The organism is Prochlorococcus marinus CUG1417, assembly GCF_017695975.1.
In the GTDB taxonomy this organism is placed as follows: Bacteria; Cyanobacteriota; Cyanobacteriia; order PCC-6307; family Cyanobiaceae; genus Prochlorococcus_A; species Prochlorococcus_A marinus_AG.
Genome location: NZ_JAAORN010000001.1, coordinates 1 through 13,054 on the forward strand (window position 1 = coordinate 1; position 13,054 = coordinate 13,054).

10 protein-coding genes are annotated in these 13,054 nt (G+C 29.9%); 7 read left to right on the forward strand and 3 right to left on the reverse strand.

Annotation, left to right across the window (positions count from 1 at the left end):
* Positions 1-138 precede the first annotated feature (138 nt).
* The 4 genes from dnaN to purF are packed head-to-tail and all read left to right on the forward strand — an operon-like array spanning position 139 to position 5,856.
* Complete coding sequence (gene dnaN / locus HA140_RS00005; protein ID WP_209039171.1) at positions 139-1,296, forward strand: DNA polymerase III subunit beta; 1,158 nt, start codon at positions 139-141, stop codon at positions 1,294-1,296.
* Position 1,297: 1 nt separating this feature from the next.
* Positions 1,298-2,005 (forward strand): PRC-barrel domain-containing protein, encoded by a 708-nt coding sequence (locus HA140_RS00010; protein ID WP_209039172.1) that lies wholly within the window; start codon positions 1,298-1,300, stop codon positions 2,003-2,005.
* A gap of 3 nt (positions 2,006-2,008) precedes the next feature.
* A complete protein-coding gene (gene purL / locus HA140_RS00015) occupies positions 2,009-4,348 on the forward strand; it encodes a phosphoribosylformylglycinamidine synthase subunit PurL (protein ID WP_209039173.1) in 2,340 nt (779 codons plus the stop codon).
* A gap of 47 nt (positions 4,349-4,395) precedes the next feature.
* Positions 4,396-5,856, forward strand: a complete 1,461-nt coding sequence (purF, locus tag HA140_RS00020; protein ID WP_209039174.1) for an amidophosphoribosyltransferase — start codon at positions 4,396-4,398, stop codon at positions 5,854-5,856.
* On the opposite strand, the gene HA140_RS00025 is transcribed toward purF, so the two are convergent.
* The 3 genes from HA140_RS00025 to queG all read right to left on the reverse strand — a co-directional run bounded on the left by HA140_RS00025 (position 5,853) and on the right by queG (position 10,187).
* Positions 5,853-8,294: a DNA gyrase/topoisomerase IV subunit A gene (locus tag HA140_RS00025; RefSeq protein WP_209039175.1), complete on the reverse strand. Its 2,442-nt coding sequence runs from the start codon at positions 8,292-8,294 to the stop codon at positions 5,853-5,855. The two genes, purF and HA140_RS00025, sit on opposite strands and share 4 nt — an antisense overlap.
* A 77-nt stretch (positions 8,295-8,371) precedes the next feature.
* Positions 8,372-9,235, reverse strand: coding sequence for a tetratricopeptide repeat protein (locus tag HA140_RS00030; protein WP_209039176.1), 864 nt, complete (start codon positions 9,233-9,235; stop codon positions 8,372-8,374).
* 4 nt (positions 9,236-9,239) lie between these two features.
* The gene (queG, locus tag HA140_RS00035) at positions 9,240-10,187 is read right to left on the reverse strand and encodes a tRNA epoxyqueuosine(34) reductase QueG (RefSeq protein ID WP_209039177.1); all 948 of its coding nucleotides are present in this window, start codon (positions 10,185-10,187) and stop codon (positions 9,240-9,242) included.
* 145 nt (positions 10,188-10,332) lie between these two features.
* Here queG and HA140_RS00040 point away from each other — a divergent pair, with 145 nt between their 5' ends.
* Genes HA140_RS00040 through ftsY form a run of 3 tightly spaced genes read left to right on the forward strand, consistent with a single transcriptional unit; the run spans position 10,333 to position 13,018 of the window.
* On the forward strand, positions 10,333-11,067 hold the full coding sequence (locus HA140_RS00040; RefSeq protein WP_209039178.1) for a DUF502 domain-containing protein: 735 nt from the start codon (positions 10,333-10,335) through the stop codon (positions 11,065-11,067).
* Positions 11,068-11,070: 3 nt separating this feature from the next.
* Positions 11,071-11,700, forward strand: coding sequence for a transcription antitermination factor NusB (gene nusB, locus HA140_RS00045; RefSeq protein ID WP_209039179.1), 630 nt, complete (start codon positions 11,071-11,073; stop codon positions 11,698-11,700).
* Between the two features lie 58 nt (positions 11,701-11,758).
* Positions 11,759-13,018, forward strand: coding sequence for a signal recognition particle-docking protein FtsY (gene ftsY / locus HA140_RS00050; RefSeq protein ID WP_209039180.1), 1,260 nt, complete (start codon positions 11,759-11,761; stop codon positions 13,016-13,018).
* Positions 13,019-13,054: the final 36 nt, after the last annotated feature.

Here is a 13,054-nt window from a genome sequence, read left to right on the forward strand (position 1 = left end):
ATTCCACAATTTCCACAAAAACTACTACTACTAAAATTATTTTATTTATTTATTTTTATATTAGAAAAAGAAAAAAAATAATTTATTGAATTTAATTTACGAAAAAAGTATATTGTGTGTAAAAAGTCCCAAAATCCAATGGAGATTATTTGTAATCAAAATGAGTTAAATAATGCTATACAACTAGTAAGTAAAGCAGTTGCTTCGCGTCCAACTCATCCAATTCTTGCAAATATCCTTTTAACAGCTGATGAAGGAACGAATAAAATTAGTTTAACTGGATTTGACCTTAACCTCGGAATTCAAACTTCTTTTGATGGAACTGTTAAAAATAGTGGTGCTATTACGATCCCTTCAAAACTTTTATCTGAAATAGTTAACAAATTACCTAATGAAACTCCTGTATCTTTGGAAGTAGATGAGAGTTCAGACAATATTTTAATAAAAAGTGATAGAGGTTCTTTTAATCTTAAAGGGATCCCCTCTGATGATTATCCTAATTTGCCATTTGTTGAAAGTGGTACTTCTTTAAATATTGACCCTAGTTCTTTTCTAAAAGCTTTAAAACATACAGTTTTTGCTAGTAGTAATGATGATTCAAAGCAATTACTTACAGGGGTTAATTTTACTTTTAAACAAAATTACTTGGAGTCAGCATCCACAGATGGCCATAGACTGGCAGTTGCTTTAATTGGCAATGAAGATTACCTAGATAATAAAGATAAATCATCTTCCAATATAGATGATTTATCAGTAACTATTCCAACAAGATCATTAAGAGAAATTGAAAAACTGGTATCTTTAAGAAGCTCAGAAAATCCAATAAAGCTCTTCTATGATAAAGGTCAAGTAGTTTTTATTTCATCAAATCAGATAATCACAACAAGAACTCTTGAAGGTAGTTACCCTAATTATTCACAATTAATTCCCGATAATTTTTCTAAGATTTTTAATTTTAATACTAAAAAATTAATTGAAGCATTAGAAAGAATTGCTGTTTTAGCCGATCAGCAGAGTAGCGTTGTTAAGATTAAATTGGATAATACAGATTTAGCTTCAATCAGTGCTGATGCACAAGAGATAGGAAACGCAAATGAATCAATCCCTGTTTCTAATTCTGATGAAAATTTTGATATCGCATTTAACGTTAGATATCTATTAGAAGGTTTAAAAGTTATTTCCTCTGAAAATGTACTTTTAAAGTGTAATCTTGCAACTACTCCAGCTGTTTTTGTTCCTGAAGATAATCTAAACTCTTTTACTTATTTAGTGATGCCTGTGCAGGTTCGTTCTTAAATTGAAATTACCTAAAGAAATTTTATTAAGTGAACTACTAAATTACAGTGTTAAGGGTAATATGACCCTAAATTATGGAAACGGTGAAAACGTTTGGATGCATCCTCCAGTTCATAGAATTTTAGGATGGTACTCTCGTCCTTCAAATTTTGATTTAAAACGAAATGTTTGGAGATTAAACCAAATAAGTCAAATAATAGATAATGAAATTTATGTTAAAGGTGATCCTGCAATATCTGATTTATCAACTTTAAATAGGTTTCCAACTTTAATAGAAGCTAATCTGATAAATATAAATGGTTCAAAAATAGGAGTTATTGCAGATTTTTTATTCGAAATTAAAACGGGAAAAATTAAATACTATTTAATTTCTCGATCTAATCCTAAGATTCCAGGTTCAAGTAGATGGAAATTAAATATTGAAAATATTAATGATCAACAACCAGGTTTAGTATTTTGTAAAAGTAATTCTTTAGATGATTTATCTTTAATAAGATCAAGTATTAAAAATGAATTTTTGCAAAAAGGGAAAAAAATTTTTGATAGATTTGATGAAATGAAAAATATAGCCTCTAATAGATTAGAGGATTGGCTTGAAGAAGATGAAGATATAACCCAAAACTTAGATTTTAAAGAAAATAGTTTTTATAATAACAATAGAAAATCAAGATCTTTTAGTAATAAAAAAGAAGATGACCCTTGGATCTGAAGAATGTTAAATTTAAACAGTAATGATCTATATGATCTTAATGAGGCATTAAAAGTTGAAAATTTAACAAATGATGATTACGAAGAAATTTGTAAAAGATTAAAGAGAAAACCAAATAGAACTGAACTAGGAATGTTTGGTGTGATGTGGTCTGAACATTGTTGTTACAGAAATTCAAAACCTTTATTATCTCAGTTTCCCACTAAAGGAAAAAATGTTTTGGTTGGTCCCGGAGAAAATGCTGGTGTGATTGATGTTGGAAATAATCAAAAACTTGTTTTTAAAATAGAAAGTCATAATCATCCTTCTGCAATTGAACCTTTTCAAGGAGCTGCAACAGGTGTTGGAGGAATATTAAGAGATATATTTACAATGGGAGCAAGACCAATCGCAGTATTGAATTCATTAAGATTTGGAAATCTTGATAAATCATCTAATGTTGATTTACTTCGAGGAGTAGTCTCTGGTATTGCACATTATGGAAATTGTGTAGGTGTTCCAACTGTTGGTGGCGAAATTGATTTCGATGATAGTTATTCTGGAAATCCTCTTGTCAATGTAATGGCTCTAGGGCTTTTGGAGACTAATCAAATCGTTTGTTCTGGAGCAAAACATGTAGGATCACCAGTACTATATGTTGGAAACACTACTGGAAGAGATGGTGTTGGTGGTGCTAGTTTCGCAAGTTCAGAGTTAACTACTTCTTCATTAGATGACAGGCCTGCAGTGCAAGTAGGTGATCCATTTATTGAGAAAAGTCTCATAGAAGCCTGTTTGGATGCTTTTAAGACTGGAGATGTAATCGCAGCTCAAGATATGGGTGCAGCAGGTTTAACTTGCAGCAGTGCAGAAATGGCTGCTAATGGAAATTTAGGCATATCCATTGATTTAGATTTGGTTCCTTCTAGAGAAGAAAATATGACTTCATACCAATATTTATTATCTGAATCCCAAGAAAGGATGTTGTTTGTCGTAAAGGAAGAAAAAATTAATTCTCTTATTGAAAAATTTAATAAATGGGGATTAAATGCCAATGTAATTGGTGAAGTAATAAAGGCTAAAGAAGTAATTATTTCTCATAAAAATAAAATTGTTGCTCAAATACCCACCTCTGCTTTATCCGATGATACTCCTGTTAATTTTCATAATTCTATTAATAAGCCCCCTGAATATCTTTTAAATAAATGGAAATGGAAAGAAAATAAATTACCAGAAATTAATGAGCAAAAAATACTTTCCTTAAAGGAAAAAAAGAGTTTTTCTTATTCACAAATTCTTTTAAAACTTCTATCCAATCCCTCAATTGCATCTAAAAGATGGGTTTATAAACAATATGACTCTCAAGTACAGGCAAATACTGTTTTTAAACCTGGAGAATCAGATGCAGCTTTAATAAGATTAAGAGAACAAACTGAAAAAAACAAAAATAAAGTATTTTCTGGTGTTGCTGCTTCAGTCGACTGTAACAGTAGATGGGTTTCTCTTGATCCATTTAGAGGAACTATCGCTGCAGTTGCAGAATCTTCCAGAAACGTTAGCTGTGTTGGGGCTGAACCATTAGCAATTACAAATAATTTAAATTTTTCTTCTCCTGAGACTCAAACAGGATATTGGCAACTTGCATCTTCATGTAAAGGCATTTCTGAAGCATGTAAAGCTCTTGAAACACCTGTTACAGGAGGAAATGTTTCCTTATACAATGAGTCAAAAAATAAAGATAATGAAATTACTCCTATTAACCCTACACCAGTAATTGGAATGGTTGGGAAGATTGATAATGTTGATAAAGCTATAAGTAGTGGATGGAAAAATTTAAATGATCAAATTTGGGTAATTGGTTCTTATAACTCAGAAACAACAATTGCAGCCAGCTCTTATTTGGAATATTTTCATGGTGAAATTACAGGTCGGCCTCCAAAAATAGATTTGTTGGATGAAAAGTTTTGCCAGAGTTTTATAAGAAATGCTATCTTAAACAATTTTGTAGTTTCCGCTCACGATATTAGCGATGGAGGTTTAGCTGTAGCTTTAGCAGAGTGTTGTATTTTGTCTTCAAAAGGTGCATCGATAGAGATAGATAAAGACCTTAAAAGAGATGATAATTTATTGTTTGCAGAAGGAGGCTCTAGAATTATTTTTTCAGTAGATAGAATAAAAGAAAAAAAATGGCTTGATTATTTAAAATCAAATCAAATAATCACCCATTCAAGTGTTTATATAAAAAAAATAGGATTTGTTTCTAATGAAACTCTTGATATAAAAATTCAAGAAAATATTATTTGCAATATTGGGGTTGAGGAATTAACCGAAAAATTTAATAATAGTATTTCAAGTTACTTTTAAATATGAATAAGATTTTTCAACTATCAAACTTTTTAAGAAATTAAGTTATGTGTGGAATAGTTGGAATCGTTTCTTCAGAAGATGTAAATCAACAAATTTACGATAGTCTTTTACTTCTCCAGCATAGAGGTCAAGACTCAACAGGTATAGCTACAATGGAAAATACTATTTTCCACATACACAAGGTTAAAGGTCAGGTAAGCACAGCATATAGAACAAGAGATATGAGGAATTTAATAGGCAAAATTGGATTGGGTCATGTTAGGTATGCTACAAAGGGATCAGCAGAAAGTGTAGAGGAAGCTCAACCTTTTTATGTCAATGCACCATATGGAATTGTGTTAGTACATAATGGTAATTTAACGAATACCAGAGATTTAGAAAAACAATTATTTAATATTGATAAGCGGCATACAAATTCCTCAAGTGATACTGAAATGTTATTGAATGTATTTGCTACAGAATTGCAAGATCAGATTCATAATCAAGAATTACAACCTGATATTATTTTTGATGCTGTCAAATCTTTACACAAAAGAATTCAGGGATCATATGCTTCAATCGCATTAATTTCTGGCCACGGTTTATTAGCATTCAGAGATCCTTTTGGAATAAGACCTTTAGTTATAGGAAAAAGACTTTCATTAACAACAAATAAGGAAGAATGGATGGTTGCTAGCGAATCTTTGGTACTTGAGAATAACGATTATCAAGTAGTTAGAGATGTAGATCCTGGAGAAGCTATTTTTATAAATCTTAATGGTGAGTTTTTTTCTAAGCAATGTTCTGAAAATCCAGTTTTATGTCCTTGTGCTTTTGAATATGTTTATTTAGCTAGGCCAGATTCAATTATGAATGGAATTTCAGTATATAAAGCTCGTCTGAAAATGGGAGATTATTTGTCTGAAACAATAAAACAGACAATTAAGCCTGGAGATGTTGATGTTGTAATGCCTATTCCTGATTCTTCTCGACCTGCGGCTATGCAAGTTGCAAGACAGTTAGGTATAGAATATAGAGAAGGTTTTTTTAAAAATAGATATGTTGGTAGAACATTCATAATGCCTGGTCAGCAGAAACGTAAGAAATCGGTTAGACAAAAATTAAATGCTATGAGTGCAGAGTTTAAAAACAAAAATGTATTAATTGTTGATGACTCAATAGTAAGAGGTACTACTTCTAAAGAAATTGTTCAGATGGCTAAAGATGCAGGTGCAAATAAAGTTTTTTTCACATCTGCGGCGCCACCTGTTCGATTTCCTCATGTTTATGGAATTAATATGCCTAATAAAGATGAATTGATTGCTCACGATAGAACAATTAGTGAAATCGCTGATCAACTCGCAATTGATAATCTTGTTTATCAAAGTGTTGAAAATTTACGCAAATCTATAATAAGTGATTCGCCAATAAAAGATTTGGAGATGAGTTGTTTTACTGGTTCTTATGTAACAGGAACAGTAAATCAAGAATACTTAAATTGGGTTGAAAATGAATATAACTCTTAATTGACAAGGTTTTTAAGTCGAAAACAATTTTCAAGATGTTCCCCTTCCTCTAATTTTAAAAAGTCAATTAAGAAATTTGTTTTAATAGATTTGAAATTTAAGTTATTAAAATTTAATCTAGCAGATTTATTTTTATTAGTTTCAATATCAAGGTAATGATTACTAGGTAAGATTTTAAGGAAGTAATCGTTTTTTAGCTGAGTTCTTTCATTTAAATAGCCTAGACTGTATTCATTCGCGTAATAAATTTCATTATTATTTATGCAAAAGATTTTCCCTTTTTTAGAAACTAAATAAATATCTTCTCCATTTTGACACGGGCAACAAGAAACAATCATTTCGTTCGGTAAAAGATTTACAAGTATTAATCCCTGAGATTGTTTACTAGTTGGAGCTAAAAATTTATCAGATAAATTAAATTTTAAAATTCTTCCTATTGAGGTTAATATTATTAAAATTTTTTCTTCGTTAGATATAAATGAATCAATTATTTTAATATTTTTTTTTAATTTTGTTATTGCGAAAGATCTATTAGTATTAATCATATCTTTATCAAAAAAAACTTTTTTAAATCGTCCATCAGAATTCAAGATACACAAATAGTTTTTAATTCCTTTTGTAATTGAATGGAAATTTATTATTTCATTTGGTTCAATATTTCCAAGGCTTTTTTGATCTAATTTATAGTCATTATTAATATTTGACTCCCAATCTATGTGAAAAACTTTTCCTGAATATGTAATTCCAATTAATTTTAAATTTTTATCAATATTACAAATAAATTTTTGAATATTTCTATTATCTATAATTTTATTTATATCCTCAAAAGATTTCTTATAATTATTTAAAATCATTTTTCTTAAATATAGTCTATTGTCTATGTTTAATTTAGTTTTTTTATTAATAAAATCTTCTAATATCTGATTATTTATTGTTTCTAATTCTTCATTTTGATTAATATTTTTAAGGATTTTTGTTTTTCTTTTGACATTATATTTCTGTTTTAAAAATAATAATTCATCCATTAGTAATTCAAGTAATAAACTTCTATTAATCAATATTTTTTGCAGATAATTCTTTTTTTCTTGGAGAATTTTTATATCATCATCTATTTGATTTTTTTCAAGATTTGTTAATTTTTTTAGAGGCATATCTAAAACTGAATTTGCTTGTTTTTCACTTAAGAAAAAATTACCAATCAATTTTGATTTTGCTTCTGCAGAATTTTCTGAGTCTTCAATTATCGCGATAACTGCTTTTATATCTTTTGTTGCCTTAGATAAACCCTCTAATATTTCAAGTTTTTCAAGAGTATTTTTTAGAAAATAATTAGTTCTTTTTCTAATTGTTTCTTCTCGAAATTCAAGAAAAAAGTTGAGATATTGTTTTAAGTTGAGTTGGATAGGCTTGCCTTTAATTAAAGCTAAAAATATTGCGCCAAAGTTGGTTTGGAGAGTAGTTTTTTTATATAAATTAGAAATTATGAGTTCAGCATTAGAGTCTTTTTTTAACTCTATTACAATTCTCATTCCATCTCTGTCGCTTTCGTCCCGAATGTCTGAGATCCCATTGATTTTGCTTGTATTAACAAGTTCTGCTAATTTTTCAATCCAACCTGCTTTACTAATTTGATAAGGAAGTTCAGTAATAATTAGTGCAATTTTTTTATGTTTACCTTTGCCTAAATTTATTTCTTCTGTATTTATTACTCCTCTAATTGTTATTGATCCTCTACCAGTTTCGTAAAGCTCCTCTATTGCTTCAGTATGTATTAATTCTCCGCCAGTAGGAAAGTCAGGTCCTCTTATTATTTTAGAAAGCTTTCTACTACTTACATCTTTATTTTTGATTAAAGCAATTAAACCATCTACTACTTCTCCTAAGTTATGAGGCGGGATATTTGTTGCCATTCCCACAGCAATTCCCGATGATCCATTTAACAATAAAAATGGAAGTTGGGCTGGAAGAACAGCAGGTTCTTTTTGCGAACCGTCAAAGTTATTTGAGAAATTTACTGTTTCTGACCCAATCTCTTCAAGAAATCCTTTATGAGCTATTGGAGATAGCCTAGTCTCAGTGTATCTCATTGCTGCAGGAGGATCATTATCCACAGATCCAAAATTTCCATGCCCGTCTAGAGTAGGATATTTAGTTGAAAAATTTTGCACTAGTTTTACTAATGCATCATATACTGCTTGATCTCCATGAGGATGGTATTTTCCAAGAACATCTCCAACAACTCTCGCACATTTTCTAAATGGTTTATCAGGCGTTAAACCTAATTCGTACATTGCAAACAGTATTCTTCTCTGGACGGGCTTAAGACCGTCTCTCGCATCTGGAAGAGCACGACCAACTATTACACTCATCGCATACTCCAGATAAGAACGTTCCATTTCTTCTTGGAGAGAGATAGAAGTGAATTTTTTCTTATCCATCAGTTTGCAAAACTAAATATGTATTGATTATCTAAATTAAGACTAATAGGTAAACAAATATTTACCAGTCTTGAAAATTAAGAAGATGTATTTATTTTTGATTTTGCCAATATTACATCTGTTTGAAGCTGATTATTTTTTAAAAGGATTTCAGTAGAAGATTGTAAATTTTCTCCCCATAACTGATCTTTTCTATAATCATAGCTAACGTAGTTAGGATCTTGAGCTAAAGCTTTTTTTGCTAGTTGAAGCGCTAATTCAATATCTTTCACCCTTAAACTCGAAGCAAGCCCTAATAATGGTTCTGCATTTTCCTGAATTGAGATTGCTTTTTTAAAAAGTTTTATAGATTTATTAAGATTGTTTTTTTCGAAATAAGCTAAAGCTTTATTATTTATTGCTTGCCAAAAATCAGGTTTTATATTTATTGACTTATCAAATAATCTTATAGCTTCAGAGTAATTTTTTTCCATTAATGAAATATTTCCCAGTTGAAAAATAGCAGTATGGTTATTTGGTTTTATTTTTAATCCTGTTTCTAAAGCGGCCTTTGCCTTTTCTAATTGTGAAATTTTAAGATAAATATTACTTTTAGCAAAGTATATTTCGCTATTTTTTGAATTAATTTTTTGTGCTTTATTTAAAGAAATTAATGCGTTTTTATATTGTTTATTAGCTATCTGTGCTTCAGATAAAATTAACCATAGCTTTTCATCCTTTCTACTTATTCGTACTGCTAATTTAGCCAAGTTAAGGCTCTGCTTATATTGTCCAAAATATAAAAGTTGATATGCATTTTTTCCAATAGATAAGCTTTCCTTTTGTAAATTTTTTATTGAAGGAAAATAATAATAGGGGACAAGCGATTGAACTTGTTCTGCCTTAAATAAGCTGAAACTGATTAATGAGACGCATATTATTTCTTTTAAAAACTTTTTCATATACTTATTTTTTACTTAGATTTGCTTTCATGTTTCTTCTCCACATCCAAGGTTTTATTCTTTTTAGCGTAGTTCCTTTAAGATTTTCTTCCCAAGTTTTATCATCCCAATTTAATGACTCAATATTAAGATTTTTAATCCATTCTTTTGGAGTTGTTTCAAAAGTATTGTTGTGTGGCACTCCTTTGTTCCAAGGGCATACATCTTGACAAATATCACATCCTGCAACCCATCCATTTAAATTTTTCTCAATATTTTTTGGAATAGTTTTTGATCTACTTTCAATTGTATGATAGGCAATACATAGATCTGATTGAATCACAAAGGGCTCTACTATTGCATTTGTTGGACAAAGGTCAATACATCTATCACATTTTCCGCAAAGTGATTGATGAGGTTTATCTGGTACTAAATCTGTTGTAAGGATCATAAAACCCAAAGTAAACCAAGAACCATATTTATTGCTAATTAAGTTACTGTTTTTACCTATCCAACCAAGACCTGACTCTTCAGCCCATGCTTTTTCTAGAAGTGGCGATGTGTCAACACATATTTTCCATTTGCAATCTGGAATTTCTAGATTAATCCATCTACCAATATTTTTTAATTTCTTATAAATTACTTTATGGTAATCTTCTCCTTGACTAAATTTACCTACTTTGAAGATTTTGTCTTTGTTATTGTCTTCTGAATTAATATAAGTAAATCCAACGCTTAGAACACTTTTTGCTCCTTCAAGCAGTGAGCTTATATTTTTCCTTCTTTCTGCTTCCATCCATTTCATTTCACTATGGTGGTTATTAGATAACCATCTGTTTAATGCATTAGTTCTTAACTTTAAGCGCGAACTCCCTGGTATTGATGCAATTCCAGATATTGTAAAACCTTCATTGATTGCTTTTTCTTTTAATTTTTTACTTATTTCTTTTTTGTCCTGAGTTGTATTTATCATTTCTTTATTATGAATAGCATTTTGTTGAAAAGTTATTTTTTGACTTAGAAAATGATGAAAATTTTAATTAATTAAGAAAATATATCTTAACTAAGTTTAAAAGAGTTAAATTATTAGTAAAATTGGTTTAATTATAAACGTTATTTTGGTTGAATCTAATCAAAATCAAGATTCGAATTTAGGGTCTAGGCTTCAACAAGATCTCAAAAATGATCTTATTGCTGGCTTGCTGGTCGTAATACCTTTAGCAACAACTATTTGGCTTTCTTCATTAGTTAGTAAATTTGTTTTAACGCTAGTTACCTCTGTTCCTAAGCAACTAAATCCTTTTATAACTTTAAATCCATTGTTGCAAGATTTAATTAATCTCACTTTGGGTTTAACTGTGCCGTTATTAGCTATTTTGCTCATTGGCTTGATGGCAAGAAATTTTGTAGGTAGATGGTTATTAGAATTCGGGGAAGGTACTTTATCAAAAATTCCAGTCGCAGGAGCGGTTTATAAAACTCTTAAACAATTACTTGAAACTTTCTTAAGTAATAAATCTAATCGATTTAGAAGAGTTATATTGGTTGAATACCCACGTAAAGGGCTTTATAGTGTGGGCTTTGTGACGGGTGATGTTGGCCCCTCTCTTCAACCAGAATTGGACGAAAAGTTGCTAAGTGTTTTTATACCTACAGCACCAAACCCAACCACTGGATGGTATACCTTGGTCCCTGAGTCTTCAGTTAAAGATTTGGATATTTCTGTTGAAGATGCTTTTCGAACAATAATTTCTGCTGGAATAGTTAATCCAGATGAGAAAAATAATACTACAAATCCAACATTTTCAAAATTATTTTCTCAATTACGTGCTTCCACTAATACCTCTTCTTAAGTGATGCATAATAATAAATCTCTTTCTAGAGAGTTATCTTTAATTTCTCTAAGTCTGATAAAGGATAAAGGTGATTTTCAATTAAATAAATCTCAAATAGAAGATATTTTTGAATCTGCTCTTGATTCACTAATTAACCATTGCAGAGATGAATTAGATAATTGCGAATCAGATTTAGAAAACGCATCACAAAAAATATTAGATAGTGAATTGCGAGAAGGACTTGATTCTCCTTTTGTAAATGTTAGAAACGACTTAAAAAAATCTTTAACAAAAATTGAAGCTGTAATGAATACACTCTCAGTAACTTTAGACTTTCCAAAATTAATAGTTTCTAGTGGTCAAATTGATATTAGAGAGGATGTGAATGAGAGGGTTACTAATATTATCGATAATCTTACAATTATTGATGCTGAAATTGATCAAGCAATGGAAGGTTGGAGACTAAAAAGATTACCAAGAATTGATCGTGATATTTTGCGTTTAGCTTATGTTGATATTAATTATTTGAGTACACCAGTTGCTGTTGCTTGTGATGAGGCAGTTAATCTAGCCAATAAATATAGTGATATGCAGGGAAGAAAATTTATTAATGGAGTTTTAAGGAGATTACAAACAGTAAAATTACAATGATTATTTGATATAAATAAGTAATATTTACAAATTTAATAAATACGGACTAAATATATCAATGACAAATACTGATTCTGATAATTCTCGTGAGTGGGCTGCACAGGCTTATGCACTTTTAAAAAAACGACAGGAGGATCAAAAGCAAGAATTAAAAAAACAGGAGGATCAAAAGCAAGAATTAAAAAAACAGGAGGATCAAAAGCAAGAATTAAAAAAACAGGAGGATCAAAAGCAAGAATTAATTGATAACTCTAGTAAAGAAAATATTTCTGTACCTTCTAAAACTATTGCTGAAACTAAATTAGGAGAATTTGACGATAATTTTACTTGGTCTGCAATGGTATTAGCTGCTCAAGGAAAAAAAATAAATCAAATATCGATAGATGAAATTGATTGGTTAACTAAATTAAGAAGAGGATTAGAAGAAACTCGAAAAGGATTTGTTACTGAATTATTGGATAAATTAGGAGATGATCCTCTTACTCCTGAATCTCTTGATGATTTAGAGACTTTATTAATTAGAGCAGATGTTGGTATTGATTCAACTGATAGAGTAATAAGTGCTCTTAGAACAAAATTAAACGAAGAAGTCTTAGGTGGGGAAGCAGGAATAAAATTTTTAAAGAAGGAATTAAAAATAATTATCGATAAACCAATAGTAAATTCAGGTGTTGATATTTTAGTGCCTCAAAAGGGTAAGTTAAATGTTTGGTTACTTGTAGGAGTTAATGGCGTTGGAAAAACTACTACTTTAGGAAAATTAGCATATTTGTCATCAAAGAGTAATTATAAAACTTTAATAGCTGCTGCTGATACTTTTAGAGCTGCGGCGGTAGAACAACTTAAAGTTTGGGGTGAAAGAAGTAATGTTGATGTTATATCTAATCAATCAAAAAATGCTGATCCAGCTGCTGTAGTTTTTGATGCAATTAATTCTGCACAAAAAAGAAACGTTGACTTATTACTTGTTGATACAGCAGGTAGATTGCAGACAAAAAATAATTTGATGGATGAATTAGCAAAAATAAAAAAAATTATTGATAAAAAGGTTCCAGATGCAATTATTGAATCATTATTGGTTTTAGATGCAAGTCAAGGTCAAAATGGCTTAAAGCAAGCAAAAAGTTTTGCTAAATCAGCAAATTTAACTGGAGCAATTATTACTAAATTAGATGGGACCTCTAGAGGAGGAGTTTCATTAGCTGTATCTGAAGAGGTAAATTTGCCTATAAGATTTATTGGGGCTGGAGAGGGTATAAAAGATTTGAGACCTTTTAATAGTTATGAATTTGTCGAAGCTATGCTTGCAGATAAATAAATATTTAATTAATTTTTTTTAAAAATTAAAATTTAA

Bases quoted from the DNA above. Each gene is read 5' to 3' on its own strand.
- dnaN (WP_209039171.1), top strand. From the start codon at position 139: ATGGAGATTATTTGTAATCAAAATGAGTTAAATAATGCTATACAACTA.
- purL (WP_209039173.1), top strand. From the start codon at position 2,009: ATGTTAAATTTAAACAGTAATGATCTATATGATCTTAATGAGGCATTA.
- purF (WP_209039174.1), top strand. From the start codon at position 4,396: ATGTGTGGAATAGTTGGAATCGTTTCTTCAGAAGATGTAAATCAACAA.
- HA140_RS00025 (WP_209039175.1), bottom strand. From the start codon at position 8,294: ATGGATAAGAAAAAATTCACTTCTATCTCTCTCCAAGAAGAAATGGAA.
- HA140_RS00030 (WP_209039176.1), bottom strand. From the start codon at position 9,235: ATGAAAAAGTTTTTAAAAGAAATAATATGCGTCTCATTAATCAGTTTC.
- queG (WP_209039177.1), bottom strand. From the start codon at position 10,187: ATGATAAATACAACTCAGGACAAAAAAGAAATAAGTAAAAAATTAAAA.
- nusB (WP_209039179.1), top strand. From the start codon at position 11,071: ATGCATAATAATAAATCTCTTTCTAGAGAGTTATCTTTAATTTCTCTA.
- ftsY (WP_209039180.1), top strand. From the start codon at position 11,759: ATGACAAATACTGATTCTGATAATTCTCGTGAGTGGGCTGCACAGGCT.